This is a genomic window from Mumia sp. zg.B21, assembly GCF_019550855.1.
Taxonomy (GTDB): Bacteria; Actinomycetota; Actinomycetes; order Propionibacteriales; family Nocardioidaceae; genus Mumia.
In genome coordinates, this window is the sequence record NZ_JAHWCJ010000002.1 from 331,146 (window position 1) to 348,531 (window position 17,386).

The 17,386-nt window shown below is 72.3% G+C and carries 17 protein-coding genes and 2 tRNA genes; 12 read left to right on the plus strand and 7 right to left on the minus strand.

Features of this window, described 5'->3' with window-relative positions; all coding sequences use genetic code 11:
- Positions 1-8: 8 nt before the first annotated feature.
- From KV100_RS10325 to KV100_RS10345, 5 genes are all read left to right on the plus strand, one after another.
- A complete protein-coding gene (locus KV100_RS10325) occupies positions 9-791 on the plus strand; it encodes an IclR family transcriptional regulator C-terminal domain-containing protein (RefSeq protein WP_220342938.1) in 783 nt (260 codons plus the stop codon).
- Between the two features lie 129 nt (positions 792-920).
- A complete protein-coding gene (locus KV100_RS10330) occupies positions 921-3,326 on the plus strand; it encodes a hypothetical protein (RefSeq protein WP_220342940.1) in 2,406 nt (801 codons plus the stop codon).
- Positions 3,323-6,034 (plus strand): FtsX-like permease family protein, encoded by a 2,712-nt coding sequence (locus KV100_RS10335; RefSeq protein ID WP_220342942.1) that lies wholly within the window; start codon positions 3,323-3,325, stop codon positions 6,032-6,034. The genes KV100_RS10330 and KV100_RS10335 overlap by 4 nt, the downstream gene beginning before the upstream one ends.
- A gap of 5 nt (positions 6,035-6,039) precedes the next feature.
- On the plus strand, positions 6,040-6,990 hold the full coding sequence (locus KV100_RS10340; RefSeq protein WP_220342944.1) for an ABC transporter ATP-binding protein: 951 nt from the start codon (positions 6,040-6,042) through the stop codon (positions 6,988-6,990).
- Positions 6,987-7,751, plus strand: a complete 765-nt coding sequence (locus tag KV100_RS10345) for an ABC transporter ATP-binding protein (protein WP_220342946.1) — start codon at positions 6,987-6,989, stop codon at positions 7,749-7,751. Before KV100_RS10340 ends, KV100_RS10345 begins: the two co-directional genes overlap by 4 nt.
- Here the strand turns inward: KV100_RS10345 and KV100_RS10350 are convergent.
- The 5 genes from KV100_RS10350 to KV100_RS10370 all read right to left on the minus strand — a co-directional run bounded on the left by KV100_RS10350 (position 7,733) and on the right by KV100_RS10370 (position 10,424).
- A tRNA-Ser gene (locus tag KV100_RS10350) sits at positions 7,733-7,819 on the minus strand. The genes KV100_RS10345 and KV100_RS10350 overlap by 19 nt on opposite strands.
- Positions 7,820-7,877: 58 nt before the next feature.
- A complete protein-coding gene (locus tag KV100_RS10355; protein ID WP_220342948.1) occupies positions 7,878-8,357 on the minus strand; it encodes a hypothetical protein in 480 nt (159 codons plus the stop codon).
- A gap of 4 nt (positions 8,358-8,361) precedes the next feature.
- A tRNA-Ser gene (locus KV100_RS10360) sits at positions 8,362-8,450 on the minus strand.
- 70 nt (positions 8,451-8,520) lie between these two features.
- A complete protein-coding gene (locus KV100_RS10365) occupies positions 8,521-9,588 on the minus strand; it encodes a hypothetical protein (protein ID WP_220342950.1) in 1,068 nt (355 codons plus the stop codon).
- Entirely contained in the window at positions 9,585-10,424 is an 840-nt protein-coding gene (locus tag KV100_RS10370) for a carbon-nitrogen hydrolase family protein (protein WP_220342953.1), read from the minus strand. Before KV100_RS10370 ends, KV100_RS10365 begins: the two co-directional genes overlap by 4 nt.
- A 47-nt stretch (positions 10,425-10,471) precedes the next feature.
- Between KV100_RS10370 and KV100_RS10375 the strand changes: the two genes are divergently transcribed.
- The 7 genes from KV100_RS10375 to KV100_RS10405 all read left to right on the plus strand — a co-directional run bounded on the left by KV100_RS10375 (position 10,472) and on the right by KV100_RS10405 (position 15,228).
- On the plus strand, positions 10,472-11,068 hold the full coding sequence (locus tag KV100_RS10375; RefSeq protein ID WP_220342955.1) for a molybdenum cofactor guanylyltransferase: 597 nt from the start codon (positions 10,472-10,474) through the stop codon (positions 11,066-11,068).
- Positions 11,065-11,301 (plus strand): DUF6457 domain-containing protein, encoded by a 237-nt coding sequence (locus KV100_RS10380; RefSeq protein WP_220342956.1) that lies wholly within the window; start codon positions 11,065-11,067, stop codon positions 11,299-11,301. The genes KV100_RS10375 and KV100_RS10380 overlap by 4 nt, the downstream gene beginning before the upstream one ends.
- A 19-nt stretch (positions 11,302-11,320) precedes the next feature.
- Positions 11,321-12,298 (plus strand): NAD(P)H-quinone oxidoreductase, encoded by a 978-nt coding sequence (locus KV100_RS10385; RefSeq protein ID WP_220342957.1) that lies wholly within the window; start codon positions 11,321-11,323, stop codon positions 12,296-12,298.
- Positions 12,295-13,146, plus strand: a complete 852-nt coding sequence (locus KV100_RS10390; protein WP_220342959.1) for a galactose mutarotase — start codon at positions 12,295-12,297, stop codon at positions 13,144-13,146. Before KV100_RS10385 ends, KV100_RS10390 begins: the two co-directional genes overlap by 4 nt.
- A 14-nt stretch (positions 13,147-13,160) precedes the next feature.
- On the plus strand, positions 13,161-13,730 hold the full coding sequence (locus tag KV100_RS10395) for a bacterial proteasome activator family protein (RefSeq protein ID WP_220342960.1): 570 nt from the start codon (positions 13,161-13,163) through the stop codon (positions 13,728-13,730).
- A 75-nt stretch (positions 13,731-13,805) separates the two neighbouring features.
- Positions 13,806-14,492 (plus strand): WhiB family transcriptional regulator, encoded by a 687-nt coding sequence (locus KV100_RS10400; protein ID WP_220342962.1) that lies wholly within the window; start codon positions 13,806-13,808, stop codon positions 14,490-14,492.
- Between the two features lie 130 nt (positions 14,493-14,622).
- Positions 14,623-15,228 (plus strand): winged helix-turn-helix domain-containing protein, encoded by a 606-nt coding sequence (locus KV100_RS10405; RefSeq protein ID WP_220342963.1) that lies wholly within the window; start codon positions 14,623-14,625, stop codon positions 15,226-15,228.
- A 46-nt stretch (positions 15,229-15,274) separates the two neighbouring features.
- Here the strand turns inward: KV100_RS10405 and KV100_RS10410 are convergent, their stop codons facing one another.
- Entirely contained in the window at positions 15,275-16,093 is an 819-nt protein-coding gene (locus KV100_RS10410) for an HAD family hydrolase (RefSeq protein ID WP_255566114.1), read from the minus strand.
- On the minus strand, positions 16,090-17,364 hold the full coding sequence (gene serS, locus KV100_RS10415) for a serine--tRNA ligase (protein ID WP_220342964.1): 1,275 nt from the start codon (positions 17,362-17,364) through the stop codon (positions 16,090-16,092). Before serS ends, KV100_RS10410 begins: the two co-directional genes overlap by 4 nt.
- Positions 17,365-17,386 lie beyond the last annotated feature (22 nt).

The window sequence follows — 17,386 nt, forward strand, 5'->3', positions numbered from 1 at the left end:
TGCCAACCGTGACGACTGACGACGGCCGACCGGTGGAGTCGGTCCAGTCCTTGCAACGAGGGCTCGCGGTCATCCGGGCCTTCGACGCCGACCACCCGCGCATGACCCTCGCCGAGGTGGCCCGACAGACCGGCCTGACCCGCGCGACGGCCCGCAGGTTCCTGCACACGCTGGTCTCGCTCGGATACACCGCCACCGACGGACGCGAGTTCTGGCTGCGTCCGCGCGTCCTCGATCTCGGCTACGCCTACCTCTCCAGCAGCACGCTGCCCGACATCGCCACGCCTCACCTCAAGGCGTTCACCGACCGCGTCCACGAGTCGTCGTCGGTGTCGGTCCTGGACGGGGCTGACATCGTCTACGTCGGCCGCGTCCCTACCCGCCGGATCATGGCCGTCGCCATCAGCGTCGGCACCCGTTTCCCGGCGTACGCGACCTCGATGGGGCGGGTGCTCCTCGCCGGTCTCGAGCCCAGCGAGCTTGACGGGGTGCTCGCCGAGATGACGTTCGAACGGCTCACGCCGCGCACCGTTTCCTCGGCGGCACAGCTGCGCGCCGAGCTCGACGTCGTTCGCGAGCAGGGCTGGGCACTGGTCGACCAGGAGCTCGAGCTCGGGCTCCGCTCCATGGCGGCGCCCGTGCGCGACCCCCGCGGACGCACCATCGCGGCGGCGAACGTCTCGGTGAGCGCCGGTCAGCGCGACGCCGAGGACGACGTGGAGAGGCTCCTGCCGGAGCTCCTGGAGGCGACGCGGCAGATCGAGCACGACCTGCGGATGGCCGGGATGTGATCGCCGAGGCCGACATCGAAGACCCCGCCGTGCCCTACGCTGTCGCCCGACCGGAGGGAAGTCGTGGTGAATCCTGGCCTGACGTGGCGCCGTTCTCGCGCCCATGCCGGGATTCTCGTTGCCTTCGCCGTGACCAGCGCCGTGTTCGCCGCCCTCGTGGCAGGACTGGCGACCAGCACGGCAGACCAGCTCGACCACGACGTCGCGCGTGCCCTCGCAGACCTCCCTCCTCGGAGCGCTGCCCTGCGGGTCACCGCCACGACGCGGATGGACGAGGAGGTCCGTGCCGCCGAGCGCCTCGCCCGCCGCGCGGAGGCGTCCGGGCTCGTCGTCACAGCGAGCACCCGCGCCGACGACATCGTCGTCGGCCCACGGTCGTTCCTGGTCGAAGAACGTCGCGAGCTGGCCGGCCTCGCGTCGTTGACCTCCGGGCGCTGGGCGGTGTCGGACAGCGAGGCGACGCTGACGACGGCCGCCGCCGAGCGACTGCGCGTCTCGCCCGGTGACACGCTGGACCTCGGGCCCGTGAGCGTCCTCGTCGTGGGGACCTGGGCGGCCGACGACCCGACGGATCCGCGGTGGTTCGGCGATCCGGGAGTCGCCTCCGGCTCCGACGCCGGGGCGGTCGGGCCGGTCGTCCTCTCGGCGGCGACGCTGGTGCGGCTCCCTGACTACCGTACGTCCACGTGGACGCTCACGGTCCCGTCGTCGGTCGGGGGCAGCGACCTCGACCGGTTGACGTCAGCACTGCGTGCCTTCGTGGAGGAGGCCGACGATGCTGGGGCGGCCCTCGACGGCAGCCTCGCCGACCGGGTCCGCGAGATCGCGCGCGCCGAGTCCTCCGTCAACGCGGTGAGACGGGTCGCGCTGGTGCTCGTCGGCGTCGTCGGGACCCTCGTGATGTGGCACGTCGCCGGCGCGGTGCGCGCGGCTCGGAGCACGGAGGCCATGCTGGTCATGGCCAGGGGCGCGTCCCCGGGCCAGGTGATCGCGTGGCACGGCGGTGACGTCGCGATCATCGGGGCGTTGGGCTCGGCGCTCGGGCTCGTGGCGTGCTCGGCGGCGCTCGGCCCACCATCGCCGTACGTCGTGGCGGTCGCGGTCGTCGTCCCGACGGCACTCGCCATCGCACGCGCCTGGCCTCCGGCAGTCGTCGGGCGCTCGGGCACCGCCCCGGTGGCTCTGGTCGTCGCGATCCTCCTCGCCGGTGCCGGCATCCTCCTGACGGCGCGCGCCGCCTGGCTCGGGGACGTCGTGCTCGAGTCGTCGTCGGGCGCCGTTCGTGTCGACGGGCTGACGGTTCTCGCGCCGGCACTGGTGCTGGTTGCCGCAGCCGTCGTCACCGTCCTGCTGACCCGGCCGCTCCTCGGAGCCGCCGCACGGGTCGCTGCCCGCGCGAGCAACGGTCTGGCGCTCGTGCTCGCGCTCCGTAGGGCCGGAGGTCGGTCGCGCGCGACTGCCGCGACCTTGACGCTCGTGGCTCTGGTCGTCGGTACGGCGGCCGCGTCCGCGGTCGCCTCCGCGTCGGCAGGTGCCGTCGTGGATCGGACTCGTGAGATGCAGACCGGTGACGACGTCCGGGTCTCCGTCGGAGCCGAGCGGGTCGTCGATGGCCGGCAGAGTCCTCAGGTCGACCTTGGTCCGTACGCCGGGCTGCCCGCCGTCGACCGCGTCCGCGGCGCCGTCGAGACGCCAGTGGGGGTGGCCGATCTCAAGACCACGCTGTTGGCGGTCGACGGTGGTGAGGATGGTGACGGCGTCGTGGCCGGCGCCGTCCCGATCGCGATCACCGGCGGGCTCGCGTCGGATCTCGACGTCGTGGTCGGTGACCGCCTGGAGGTGCTCGTCCCGGACGTGGCCGCGACGTTCCCAGCGGTCGTACGCCGGATCGCGCGGTCCTTGTCCGGTCTTCCCACCGGGGAGGGGATGGTGGCCAGCAGGACGGCGGTCCAGACGTCGTTGTCGAAGCCCGAGGCCCTCCTCACCGTCAACACCCTGCTCCTGTCGAGCGGCGATCCGCTGGCGACCGCCCGGGCCGTGCCGTCGGTGGCCGACCGCCCGGTGACCGTGGTGCGGGCTCGCTCCGGCCAGGGCGAGCTGTCGCCCGGAGCGGCGCAGACGGCATGGCGCTGGGCTGCTGTGGGGGTCGCGCTCCTGGGGGCGATCGGGCTCGCGGCGGTCGTGCTCGGCAGTGTGCGTGGGAGTCGCGCCGAGTCGGCCGTCCTCGGTGCGCTCGGGGCGACCCGAGCCGTGCGGGGCCGCGCACGGCTCGGTGAGAGCGCGGTGGCGATGGCAGCGGGCCTGGTCGCGGGCGTGGCCGGCGCGGTGCTCCTGGTGGCCGTCCTGGTGCCCGTCCTCTCCCGCGCCCTCGTCCCGGAGACGGCGCCGGACCTCGGGCGTGTCGTCGCGCTTGACGGGCCCGTCCTGGCAGCGTCGCTCGTGCTGCTCGCCGCCGCGGCGATCGTCATCACCCTCGCGGGCGTGGTCGTGGCGCGCGGTGACGCCGACGACCTCCTGCGCAAGGAGGACGTGTGAACAGACGATCGGGTGTCGCGCGGCTCCTCCTCCGCTACGTGGTCGCTCTCCGCGGAGTGCTCGCCCTGACCGCGACCGTGGTCGTGGTGCTCGCGTTCTTCGCGTCCGCGGCGCCGGTGGCGCTCGCGAACCTCCTGACCGACGCCCAGCGCCACGCGCTCGTGGAGGTGCCGCCGGCCTCGCGCGACCTTGTAGGGTTCGCTGTCGGCGAGGACGGCCTGAGCGTTGGCGACGACCAGAAGCAGTTCACGCCACCGCCGGAGCTGGTCGCCGACGACTGGCGTGTTCTGCGCGATCGCTTGGAAAAGATCCGAGGCGAGCTGCCGCCGCTCCTGCGGTCGGTCACCGAGCCCGCGGCATTCACCCTGACGGCGGCGACGCGGCAGGCGGTGGCAGCGAAGCCAGGCGGTCCGCTGCTGCCGGACTGCTACGTCAACTTGTCTCTCTCGCCCGATCTGCCGAGGCACGTGACGATCGTCGAGGGAACCTTGCCTCGACCGCCGGCCGGTGAACGGGCCACGGCCGACCTCGTCCTCACGCGTGCGGCCGCCGAGGAGGCGCGCTGGACGGTCGGCGACGTACGGGTGCTGACCGGCGGTGGCCTTCCGGACCGGCGCTACCGGCTCAGCGGCACCTACGAAGCGGTCGCGCCACAGGGTCCGTTCTGGCGCCAGACCTCCGGTGGGATCGCCCCGGTGGTCACCACCACTGGCGACCGTTGGACGGTGACGGCCACCGGGTGGGTCTCGGCGGAGAGCCTCGACGGCACCGGGCCCGCCTCTGCGGAGCGCAGTCCGACGCGACTGAAGCTCTGGTACCCCGCGACCCCAGAGCGCCTCACCGCCGCCGAGGGCGCGGCGCTGGTCGACGAGCTCTCCGCCTTCACCCGGACGGCGGTCGAGCTCGTCCCGGAGAGCGAGGTCGAGGTTCCGGGCGAGGGGTTCGTGCGGGTCCCGGCCGGAATGGCCGCGTTCTCGACGAACACCACCGGTGTGCTCCGTGAGGCCGACGACACTGCGGTGTCGTTGACCTCGTTGACCGCACTCCTCGCGTCAGCCCCTGTTGCTGCGGCGCTGTGCGTGCTGGTGCTCTCGACAGGTCTGGTCCGCTCACGCAGCGGCACACTGCTCGCCCTCGCCCGGGCCCGCGGCGCCTCCGCGACCCAGCTGGCCGCCGCAGGCGCCGTCGTTGGGCTGATCGTCGGCCTGCCGGCGGCGGCGCTCGGCGCAGCCGTCGCTGCTGCGGTACATGGTGCCGTCCCCTGGTGGCCGGCTGTCCTCTGCAGTCTGCTCCCCGCAGTCACCGCTGCGCTGGCCGCGACCCCGGCCGGCGAGCGCGGTCCTCGAGTGCCGCGGGTAGCAGTCGAGCTGGTCGTGATCCTCCTCGCCGTGGCCTCCCTGGTCGCCGTCTCGCAGCGAGGACTCGGGACGCAGACGGGTGGTGTCGACCCCCTCCTGATCGCCGCGCCAGTCCTCGTCTGCCTGGCCGGCGCGGTGCTGGCGCGGCGCCTGCTCCCGATGCTCGCGCGGCGGGTCGCCGCGGTGCAGCGGCGGCGTACGGGACTGGTCGGGCTCCTCGGTGCCGCGCGCACCCGAGACGACCGGGTCTCGCCGGCTGCAGTTGTCTGCCTCGTCGCCGCGCTCGGTGCGGCGACCTTCGCCGGGTGCGCCGTCGCCACCCTCGACGCTGGACGCTCGGCGACCGCAGCCGAGGCTACCGGTGCAGACCTCCGGGTCTCCGGATCCTCGCTCGACCCCGAGAGGGTGGCAGAGCTCTCGCGTCTCGCCGACGTGCGGGCCTCGGTGACCTTGACGGGCGGGTCGGATGTGAGCGTGCGGTCGGGCAGCACGACTGCCTACGCGACGCGCGTTCTCACCGACGCCCTCGCGCTCGAGGACGTCCAGCGCGACGTGCCCGGGGCCGTCCCGGGTGTCGATCGACTGGCGGCTCCGATCGACGGTCGCGTGCCGGTCGTCGTGTCCCAGGCGCTCGCCGACAGCCTCGAGGGAGAGCGAGACGTCACCGTCGACCGTGTCCCGTCCCGCGTCGTGGCCGTCGGGCCCGCGCGCCTGGCCGGTGTCCCCGACCAGCTCTGGGTCCTCGCCGACCGTGATGCCCTGGGCGACGAGCGCCCCGAGTACGATCCGGTCCTCTCCGTTCTCTCCTCGACGACCGGCGCGCCACCGCCCGCGCTCGCGCGTCGGGCCGCGAGGCTGTTCCCCGACGCCACGGTCACGACGCCCGCCAGGGAGGAGACGGTCCTCGCGGAGAACCCGGTCGTCGCTGGTGTCGACGTGGTCGCCGGGGTAGCTGCCGCGATGGCAGCCCTGCTCGTGGGCGTGACGGTCGTCATGGCCCTGGTGGCCGGTGCCGCCTCCCGCACGCGTGACCTCGCGGTGGTGCGCGCGCTCGGCCTCGCCGCGCGACGCGCCCGGGTGCTTCCCCTGTGGGAGGTCGGTCTGCTCGTCGTCGTCGCAGGAGCGGTCGGTGCGGTAGTGGGCGTCGTGCTGCCGCTGCTCCTCCTGGGCGCCATCGACCTGCACCCTTTCACCGGCGGCGACGCGCGGCCGCCGACGACGTTCCCGGTGCTCTGGTTGGCCCTCGTCGCGGTGGGCGCTCTGCTCGTCACCGTCGCCGGGGCGCTCCTCGCCGCCGAAGGATCCGCGCGCAGGGAGCTGACCAGCTCGCTCAGGATGATGGGAGAGTGATCGAGGTGACCACAGCCGAGACAGCCGAGGCAGACGGGGCGATCGTGTGCTCCGACCTCGTCCGCGTCTTCAGCACGCGTGGCGTCGAGGTGCAGGCGTTGCAAGGGTTGAGCCTGCACGTCGACGCCGGGTCGGTCGTGGCCGTGGTCGGTGCGTCGGGTTCCGGGAAGTCCACGCTGCTGGGGATCCTCTCCGGACTCGACGTCCCCACCGCGGGCCGCGCCGTGGTCGCGGACCACGACCTGCTGTCGATGGGGCGGAGCGAACGCGTCCGGTTCCGACGGAACAGTGTCGGGTTCGTGTGGCAGCAGACCGCACGCAACCTCCTCCCGTACCTCACCGCGGGCGAGAATGTCTCGCTCGTGGGAGCCGTGGGGCGTCAGTCCTCACGACGGCGGGCGGTGCTCGCCGACGAGCTGCTCGAGCTCCTCGGCGTCGCCGACTGCCGCGACCGCCGGCCCCCCGCTCTCTCGGGCGGCCAGCAGCAGCGGGTCGCCATCGCGGTCGCGATGGCGAACGCCCCTCGGGTCCTGCTGGCCGACGAGCCGACCGGCGAGCTCGACGACGCGGCGAGCGCGGAGGTCCTCGGGGCAATGAACGACGTGAGCCGGGAGCGAGGGACGACGGTCCTGATCGTCACCCACGACGCGACGGTGACCGAGCACGTGAGCCGGACGGTGCAGATCCGCGACGGACGTACGTCGACAGAGGTCCTTCGACGCGCATCCGTCGACGAGAGCGGGGAGGACACCGTGATCGCTGAGGAGTACGCCGTTCTCGACCGTGTCGGGCGTCTGCAGCTGCCCGACGAGTTCACCCGTGCGCTCGACCTGCGGCACCGGGTCCGCCTCGCGCTCGAGAGCGACCACGTGGGTGTCTGGCCGGGCGAGCGTCACGGCACCGAGGGCGCCGACGACCGCGGACCGCGTACGAACGGCGACGGGGGTGCCCGATGAGTGCGCAGCCCGCGGTCCGCGCGGACGCGGCCGGCCGGGTCTTCTGGACCCCTGCCGGCGAGGTGCACGCCTGCAAGGGCGTGACGCTCGAGGCGCGCCCCGGCGAGCTCGTCGTCGTCCGCGGTCCCTCGGGCTCCGGCAAGACGACCCTGCTCAACCTGCTGGGTGGCCTGGACCGTCCCACCTCCGGGCGCGTCGAGCTCGTCGGCACCGACACAGCGACCGCGACGGAGGACGAGCTGCTTCGCCTGCGCAGGGACGCGGTGGGGTTCGTCTTCCAGTCCTTCGGCCTGCTCCCCGTCCTGACCGCCGTGGAGAACGTGGAGGTCCCGCTGCGGATCCGTAGGGTCGACGCGGCGGAGCGAGGACGACGCGTCGAGGAGACGCTGGCTGCCGTCGGACTGGCCGACCACGGCCGACAGCGGCCGGACGAGCTGTCGGGAGGCCAGCAGCAGCGGGTCGCGGTCGCCCGGGCGCTGGTCGCCGAGCCGGCTCTGCTCATCGCGGACGAACCCACCGGCCAGCTCGACAGCCGTACCGCTGCCTCCGTCATGGACCTGATCGTCGAGCTGGTGCACCGGCGAGGGATCGCGGCGGTCGTCGCGACCCACGACCCGCTGCTCGTCGAGCGCGCCGACCGGGTTCTCACGCTGCGCGGTGGGACGGTCGTCGGTGCCCCGGTCGGTGCGCCCGGCAACGACGAAGCCGTGACCGGTCGGGGACCGGTCACGGCTTCGGACGGCGGAGGTGGCGGGATTTGAACCCGCGAGAGGTTTTATCCTCAACCCGCTTAGCAGGCGGGCGCACTAGGCCACTATGCGACACCTCCGAGGGTGCCGCTCAAGGCTACTAGGTCACGCGTCGGCCGAACCAGTCGGGGGCGGGCCTCACTCGGCGGGCGGCAGCGGGCGGTATCCGTGCGAGCTGTCCAGCCGCGCCCTGATCTCACGCTGGACCTCCAGCGCGCGGGCACCGAACAGCATCAGCGGCAGCTCGGTCGTACGCGCGTGCTCGAGGCCGATGACCAACGTCGGGGTGCCCTCGGCCGACGGCTTGTCGTCAACACGCTCGACCTGGCTCCACAGCGCCTGACGCACGCCGACTCCGCGGACACGGTGGACCTGATAACCCGTGGGGGTCAGCGTGAGCAGGCGCGGCGGCCACCGCAGCGCCGCCAGCGACGCGACGACCAGCAGCCCGACGAGGACGGAGGCGACGACTCCCCAGATCGCGGCGTCACCGCCGATCGTGAGGAGCACGGCCGCGACGACGGCGCCGACCGCGGCGACCATCATGCGGATGCCGAAGAGCCTCAGCGCCAGGAACAGCGTGAGGCGGTACGTGGAAGATCTCGTCGTCTCATTCATGGAGCAGAGGGGGCGGGATTCGAACCCGCGGCTGACATCGCTGCCAGCGACCGCTTTCAAGGCGGTTCCGATCGGCCACTCCGGCACCCCTCCTCGACGCCGTGCGCGCACGACGCCGAGTCGATTGTCGCACCCGCGCGCGGCGGGCTCGACCGGCGGATCCCTACTTGAGCGCCGCGAAGCGAGGTGGCTCGGGACGGACGAAGGTGTCGCCGTCGCGGCGTGCGGCCCGGCGGCCCGAGCGGGACGTCGACCCGGGATCGAGTGCGCGGATCGCGAGGCCGAGGCCGAGGCCGAGGATCGCGGAGTACAGCGTGGAGAGCGCGACGTAGGTCGTGTCGGCGTTCGGGGACCCGAGCGCCGTCGCCATCACGGCCGTGCCGACGACGCCGAACGCGCACATCCACCAGCCCTGGCGCCGGTTGGACCGGGTGCTGACCCCCCAGACGAGGGCAGGGAACCCGATCAGCACCTCGGTCGGCCGGGGCACGCCGCCGATCGTCTCGCGCAGCCAGACCACCGCGTCGTCGATCGCCTCGACGACCCCGGGAGAGCCGTACGAGCGGACGATCGTCCCGTAGACGAGCAGCACCGCGACCAGTCCGGCGCCACCGACGATGAGCGCGACGCCTCGGCGCCCCAGACCGTGGAGCCCGGCCCCGAGGCTCCAGACGATGCCGAACGTGGCGGCGAGCGCGGCACCGAGGACCAGGAGGTAGTAGCGCTGGTAGACCAGCGGGGCGTTCCAGGCGGCGACGGCGACCGCGGCGCTCGTCGCGACCACCAGCGCGATCGTGTACTCCCGGACGACCGCCGACACCGACTCGGCCGGACGGGTCATCAGGACGGCGAGCACGGCGCCGAAGGTCGCGGTCAGGACGGAGGCGGCCGCCATCGCCCACGACCACTCGGTGAGGAGGGCGATCGCGCTGAGGATAGCGACGAGCGTGGCCCAGAGAGCGCTGCGGCCCCCGCTGCGGCGGGCGACCCCGGCCGTGAAGACGACGGCGAGGAGCGCAGCCCCGTAGCGGGCATAACCGTCGGGAAACCCGACGGCCGCCACCGAGGTGAGAGCGACGGCGAAGCCCGCGAGCCAGGCGAGGAAGAGTCCGCTGACCCCCGCCGCGCGCAAGGCCTTCATGCTGAAGCGCGGCTCTCGCACGGGCGGGATGTAGCTGATGGTGTCGGCGCTGCGGCGCGGTGCGGCGCGGCGTCCTCCTGCGGTGCTCACGGCGTCGCTCCCTGGTGGCCGTCGGTGGCCGTCGGCGAGACCGGCGCGGCGATGCGGCGGTTGGCGAGCGACGGGTTGGTCGCGCGGGCGCCCTCGAGGCGCTCGGTCGAGAGGGACGCGCGTACGACTGTGGGCTCCTCGCCCGCGGACGCGACGACGACGCCGAGCGGGTCGACGACCATGCTGAGGCCGACGTACTTCCCGCACTGGTCGGCGGCCACGACGTCGATGGTGTTCTCGATCGCCCGCGCGCGCAGCAGGGTGGTCCAGTGGTCCTCCTTGAGAGGACCTCGCACCCAGGCGGCGGGGACGCAGAGCACGTCGGCGCCGGCGTCGACCAGCATCCGCGCCATCTCGGGGAACCGGAGGTCGTAGCAGGTCATCAACCCGACCCGTCGACCCGCGACCTCGAGGACGGCCGGCGCGATCTCGCCCGCGGCGAGGCGCTCGGACTCGGCGTACCCGAACGAGTCGTAGAGGTGGATCTTGCGGTACGAGGCAGCGAGGCTGCCGTCGGGGGCGAAGGCCAGGAGCACGTTGTACGGCAGACCCGGGCCGCCCGCCGATGCTGGACGCGCCTCGAACCCTCCGCCGACCACGTACGCGCCCAGCCGGCGCGCGTGCGCTGCCAGGAGCTCCGCGAACGGCCCGTCCACCGGCTCCGCGACCGCGCTCAGGTCGAGGGACCCGTCACCGAAGTCGTGCATCGTCGCCTCGGGGAGGACGACGAGGTCGAGTCCGTCGTGCGGACCGAGCGTGCCGAGGACGTCGTCGACCAACGTGCGGTTCGTCGCGGCGTCGGTCGTCGCGCTCAGCTGGACGAGGGCGACCTGCATACGTCCATCTTTGCAGCCGACCCCCAGGCTCCGGCAGGGTGAGGTGCGTGACCGACGCGAGGAGCTCGCCCGAGCGGTCGCCACACGACGTGCCGTACGACGCGATCGTGCTGGCGGGCGGCGCGTCCAGGCGCTTCGGCTCCGACAAGCTCGGCGTCCTCGTCGAGGGCGTCCCTCTGCTCGACCGTGCGCTGCTCGCGGTGTCGGAGGCCGAGCGGCGGGTCGTCGTCGGTCCCCGTCGGGTCACTGCGGTCGACGTCGAGTGGGTGCGCGAGGAGCCTCCCGGCTCGGGGCCGGCGAACGCCGTCGCCGCCGGGCTCCGTCGGTGCGCGGCGCCGTACGTCGTGCTCCTCGCGGGCGACCTTCCCTACGTCGCTGCCGGCACCGTCGACCGTCTCCTCGGCGCGATCGCTGCCGACCGGGACTTTGCGGGAGCGATGCTCGTCGACGACGACGGACGCACCCAGCAGCTGTGCAGCGCCTGGCACCGTGACGCCCTGGAGGGCGCGTCCGCCCGCCGCCCGGACTGGGTCGACGTGTCGATGCGGACCCTCGTCGAGCCGCTCCGGGTGAGTCAGATCGCGTCGTCGGGGCGGGAGGCGCGAGACATCGACCGCCCTGAGGACATAACGTCGGACCCATGAGCCTGCAGGACTGGACCGACGCCGTCTGTGTCGAGCTCGGGATCGAGCCGGACTACGACCTGGACGCCATCCTCGAGACCGCCCGCGACGTGGCCCACGGCGTGGAGCGTCGCGCCGCTCCGGTGACGGCCTTCCTGGTCGGATACGCCGCGGCCACGTCGGGGGGCACCCCCGAGGACCTCGACCGCGCGCTGGACCAGGTGACCGCCCTGGCGACCCGCTGGGAGGAGTAGCCACCGGTACGGTGACGTCATGCGTGCCGTGGTCGTGAAGGAGCCCGGAGGGCCCGAGGCGTTGGTCGTGGTCGACCGTGAGGATCCCGTCGCGGGGCCTGGCGAGGTCGTGGTGGAGGTGGTCGCGGCTGGTGTCAACCGCGCCGACGTCCTCCAGCGGCAGGGGAACTACGCGCCGCCCCCGGGAGCCAGCGACGTGCTCGGGCTCGAGGTCTCCGGCATCGTGCACTCCGTCGGCGACGGGGTCACCCGCTGGCGGACCGGTGATCCTGTGGTCGCCCTGCTCGCCGCAGGCGGGTACGCCGAGAAGGTCGCCGTCCCGCAGGAGCAGGTCGCGCCCCTGCCCGAGGGCATGGACCCGGTCCAGGCCGGCGGGATCATGGAGGTCGCGGCGACCGTCTGGTCCAACGTCTTCATGACGGCCGACCTGCAGCCCGGCGAGCGTCTGCTCGTCCACGGTGGCGCCTCCGGGATCGGCACGATGGCGATCCAGCTCGCCAAGGCCTTCGGGGCGTGGATCGCCGTCACGGCCGGCTCTGAGGACAAGCTCGCCGCCTGCCGCGAGCTCGGCGCCGACCTCGCGATCAACTACCGGGAGGCCGACTTCGTGGAGGGCATCCGTGCCGCCACCGAGGGCCACGGCGCCGACGTCATCCTCGACAACATGGGTGCCGCCTATCTCCCCCGCAACGTCTCCGCGCTGGCCCGCGACGGCCGGCTCGTCGTCATCGGACTCCAGGGCGGGGTCAAGGGCGAGCTCAACCTCGGTGCGCTCCTGGCCAAGCGCGCCACGGTCGGTGCGTACGGGCTGCGTGCACGCCCGGTCTCCCAGAAGGGCGAGATCGTCCAGAGCCTGGTCGACAACGTGTGGCCGCTCTTCGTCGACCAGAGCGTCCGTCCCGTGATCCACGACGTCCTCCCGCTGGAGCGCGTCCAGGACGCCCACCGGGTCCTCGACGACTCCGGCAACATCGGCAAGGTCGTGCTCACCCCGTGATCGAGCTCGAGTGCGGCGCGTGGTCGGCGACGGTGGCCACGCACGGGGGTGGACTGGTGGCGCTGCGCCAGCACGGCCGAGACGTCGTGGTGCCTCAGGACGGGGACGGCAGCCACCCGGCGTACAGCGGCGCCGTGCTGGCGCCCTGGCCGAACCGCCTCGAGGACGGGGTCTACACGTTTGAGGGCGTCACGTACGAGGTCCCGATCAACGAGCCCGAGGCTGCGACCGCGCTGCACGGGCTGGTGCACGACATCGCGTGGACGGTCGCCGCCGCGACGCCAGAGAGCGTGCGGCTCACCGTCGAGGTGCCACGCTCTGCGGGATTCCCCTTCACTGTGCGCCTCGACCTCGACTACGTGCTGTCGTCGGGCGGTCTCAACGTCGCGTTGACCGCGACCAACGCCGGTGACGCGGCGGCGCCGTACGGGTGCGGCTTCCATCCGTACCTCGTGCTGGACGAGGGCGACGAGACGCCGCTGTGGATCCCCGCCGAGAGCTATCTCGAGACCACCCCTGTACGCCACCTGCCGCTGCGGCGGAAGGAGGTGGCCGGCAGCCCGTACGACTTCGGGTCGACCCGCCCGCTGGGGAGCACGGTTCTCGACTACGCCTACACCGACCTGCGCCGTGACGAGACCGGCGAGGTCGTGGTCCGCGTCGGCGGGACGGAGGTGCGGTGCGGACCCGGGGTGCTCTGGTTGCAGGCCTACACGCCCGAGGGCCGCGGATCGCTCGCGGTCGAGCCCTGCTCCAGCCCCGCCAACGCCTTCCGGAGCGGGCACGACCTCGTCGTCCTCCAGCCGGGGAGCAGACACGTGCTCACCTGGACGATCCGCCGACCGTGACTACAGTGGACGGCATGTCAGGAGACCCGTTCGAGCGCGCCGAAATCTCTGACCAGCACCGTGTCGTCGGACCCGACGGCCAGGAGGTCGAGCCCGTCGAGAGCGAGGACGAGGGCGGTCACCGCCCGGTCACCGACCTCGTCGAGCAACCCGCGAAGGTCATGCGGATCGGGAGCATGATCCGACAGCTCCTCGAAGAGGTGAAGTCTGCGCCGCTGGACGTGGCCAGTCGGGTCCGGCTCCGGGACATCCACCAGACCTCCATCAAGGAGCTCGAGGACGGGCTCGCGCCGGAGCTGGTGGAGGAGCTGGAGCGCCTGAGTCTCCCGTTCGACAAGGAGACGCCGTCCGAAGACGAGCTCCGGATCGCCCAGGCGCAGCTGGTCGGCTGGCTCGAAGGGCTGTTCCACGGGATCCAGACCGCGATCTACGCCCAGCAGATCGCCGCTCAGTCGCAGCTCCAGCAGATGCGACGAGCGCTGCCGGGGGCTCCGGGCGCCTCGCCACAGGGCCTGCGCCCCGGGATGCCGGGCTATCAGCAGCCCGAGGAGGGCCAGCAGCCCCGCCCGGGGATGTACCTCTGAGAATCTATTCGCTGGCCCAGACCTTGTAGCAGGTGATTCACTGTCCTCTTCGTCGCGCGAAGGGGAGGCCAGATCATGCGCACCAGCTTCAGTCACAGCCGGACCAGCGGTCGACTCGACGCGTCGCTCGATGTCGTGCCGCCCTGCGTGTCGATGCGAGACGTCTACGACACGCTCGCGGACCCGTGCGAGTCGAGGCACGCCTGGAATGGGGCTCGGGACCAGGCGGCCGAGGCCTGTGCCTCCTGCCCGCTGCTCGCCACGTGCCTCTATCGGGCGGTCGTCGAGGGGGACGTCGAGGGCTACGTCGCCTGCACGTTGCCGCAGGAGCGGCACGAGATCCGCAGCCGTCTCGGCATCACGGTGAGCGCTGTGGACACCGACCGGCTCGCCGGACTGCGTCCGACAGACTCGGTGCCGGGTCCCCACGACGTCCTCGCGGCACGGCGCGCGTACCCGAGCGACACCTTCGCCCAGCTCGCCGATCGTCTCGGCTGCTCGGTCTCCACCGTCAAGCGCCGCGTGCGCGAGGCATCGAGTGAGGGCGCCCGGCCGTCTCGCACGGCCGTTCCGAGCGTCGACGCGGTTCTCGACGTCTTCGACGAGGTCGTCGGCAACGCGCCCACCCATGTCGTGGCGAGCCGCGTGCGGAGGCGCCACGTCTCCAGCGGGCAGGGACGGCCCCGGCGGGGTGCCTGTGAGTGGTACTCGGCACCGTCGCCGCACCGGTCGACGGTGACACCCGCGTCAGATACGGTGTGACGCAGGCAACACGTACCTGGTTCCCGCTGAGTAACGCCCATCTGCTGGTTGAGTATTTGCGCGCTGATTCGTGCTTTGTCGCACCTGTTTGACTCCTTGCATCTCGTAGCTCGAAGGGGATGCAAAGATCATGCGCACCGGCTCCACTCAGAACCCGTCCACCCGCCGTCAGGTCGACGCATCGCTCGACGTCGTCCCGCCCTGCGCGACGATGGCCGACGTCTACGACACGCTCTCCGTCCCGCTCGAGGACGTCTCGAGCTCCGGTGAGTCGTGGGACGCCTGGCAGGCGGCTCATGACAAGGCGGCCGAGGCCTGTGCCTCCTGCCCCCTCCTCGTCCAGTGCCTCTATCGGGCCGTGGTCGACGGAGAGGTTGCCGGGTACGTGGCCTGCACCTCGCCACAGGAGCGCCACGAGATCCGCAACCGTCTCGGCATCACGGTGGGCAATCCCGACATCGACCGCATCGCGGGCGTCCGTACGGCGGGCTCACCGGTCGATCACGAGGCGGTCCTGGCGGCGCGGCGGGCCAACCCGAGCGACACGTTCGCCCAGCTCGCCGAGCGCCTCGGGTGCTCGCTGTCCACCGTCAAGCGGCACCTTCGGCAGGCCTCGAGCCGGCCCCGTCAAGCGGGTGCGCGCCACGCTCGCACGGCACCGCCCAGTGTCGACGAGGTGCTCGACGTGTTCGACGAGGTCGTCGGCCACGCACCGATCTGTGCGTTGACCGCCTGATTCCCGGTGGCCGGCCGCGCACGGGGGCGGCCGGCCCAGCGGGACCTCAGAGGTACTTCTCGAGCTCCCGCACGACGCCGTCGTTCTCGACCGTCTCGGTGACGTCGTCGGCCACCGCCTGGACGTGCAGCGGAGCGTGCCCCATCGCGACGCCTCGGCCGGCCCACTCGAGCATCTCGACGTCGTTGGAGCCGTCGCCGATCGCCAGCACGTCGGCGCGGTCGACACCCAGCTCGGCGCACACGTGCTCCAGACCGGCCGCCTTGGAGACACCCTCCGGCGCCAGGTCGAGCCAGGCCGTGTAGCCGACGTAGTAGTTCGTACCCTCCAGGCCCAACGAGTGCGCGAGCTCGGCGAACTCCTCCGCCGAGGAGTCGGGGCTGCGGACGATCACGCGGGTGACCGGCTCGGCGATGAGGTCCTCGATCGGCTCGTGAGCGATCCCGCCACCCAGCTCCCCGTCGGGGAACGGCTTGTTCATGCGGAAGCCGACGCCCACGTTCTCCACGGCCACGGCGGCCTCCGGCACCTCCGCCATCAGAGCGCGCACGGCCGGGCCGGCGTCGAAGGTGACGGTGTGGAGGATCGTGATCGGATCGTAGGAGAACACCACGGAGCCGTTGCTGGCGACCGCGAGGCCCTCGGTGAACCCGAGCTTCTGGACCGCGTCCATAACGCCGGAGACGGAGCGGCCGGTCGAGATCACGCAGTGCATCCCGGCCTCGGCGGTCGCGCGGACCGCCTGGCGTACGGCGTCGGTCATCTCGTTGTCGTAGTCGACGATCGTGCCGTCCACGTCCAGGGCCACGATGCGTGGCCGCCAGGTCGTGGCGGCGCCGTCGGTGGTGTGCGAGGTCAACGTCAAGACAGCGGCTCCAAGATCTCTCGGCCTGCGAGGTAGGGCTGCAGCGCCACGGGGACCCGGACTGACCCGTCGGCCTGCTGGTGGTTTTCGAGGAGGGCGATGATCGTCCGGGTCGACGCCATCAACGTGCCGTTGAGAGTCGCCAGCGGGGTGACCTGCTCGCCGTCACGCATGCGGATGCCGAGACGGCGCGCCTGGAAGCTGGTGCAGTTGGAGGCGGAGGTCAGCTCGCGGTACTTGCCCTGGGTGGGGATCCACGCCTCGCAGTCGAACTTGCGGATCGCCGAGAGACCGAGGTCGCCGGCCGCCACGTCGATCACGCGGTACGGGAGCTCGAGCGCGTTGAGCCAGTCCTGCTCGTGGGCCAGCAGCTCCTCGTGGACCGCGTAGGAGTCCTCGGGTGTCGCGTAGACGAACATCTCCACCTTGTCGAACCAGTGCACCCGGAAGATGCCCCGGGTGTCCTTGCCGTACGAGCCTGCCTCGCGGCGGTAGCACGGGCTGAACCCGGCGTAACGGCGCGGCAAAGACTCGGCGTCGAGGATCTCGTCGGAGTGGTACGCCGCGAGCGGCACCTCCGACGTGCCGACGAGGTAGAGGTCGTCCTTCTCGAGGTGGTAGACGTCGTCGGCGGCCTGCCCGAGGAATCCGGTCCCCTCCATGGCGGACGGCTTCACCAGCGCCGGCGGGATCATCGGAGTGAAGCCCCACGCCGTCGCGCGGTCCATCGCCATCTGGACCAGAGCCAGCTCGAGCTGGGCGCCGATGCCGGTGAGGAAGTAGAAGCGGGCACCGCTCACCTTGGCGCCCCGCTCGATGTCGAAGGCGCCGAGGCGCTTGCCGATCTCGATGTGGTCGAGCGGCGTGAAGCCCTCGGCGGCGAAGTCGCGCGGCTTCCCGACGGTCTCGCGGACCACGAAGTCGTCCTCGCCGCCGGGGGGCGACTCCGGCGCGGCGAGGTTGGGGAGCGTCGCGAGCAGCGTGTCGAAGAGGCGACCGGCCTCACCGGACGCGGCGTCGGCCTCCTTGACCTGGGCGGAGAGCTCCCGGGTGCGAGCGAGGATCTCGGCCTTCTCGTCACCGGTGGCGCGGGCAACCTGCTTGCCGAGCTGCTTCTGCTCGGCACGGAGCGCCTCGTACCGGCCGATCGCCGATCGACGGGCCTCGTCGGCCGCGATGAGCTCGTCGACGACAGCCTCAGACTCGCCACGGCGGCGCTGGGCGGCGCGGATCTCGTCAGGGTTGTCACGGAGCGTACGAACGTCGATCATTCCCCAAGCCTATCGGCGGGCC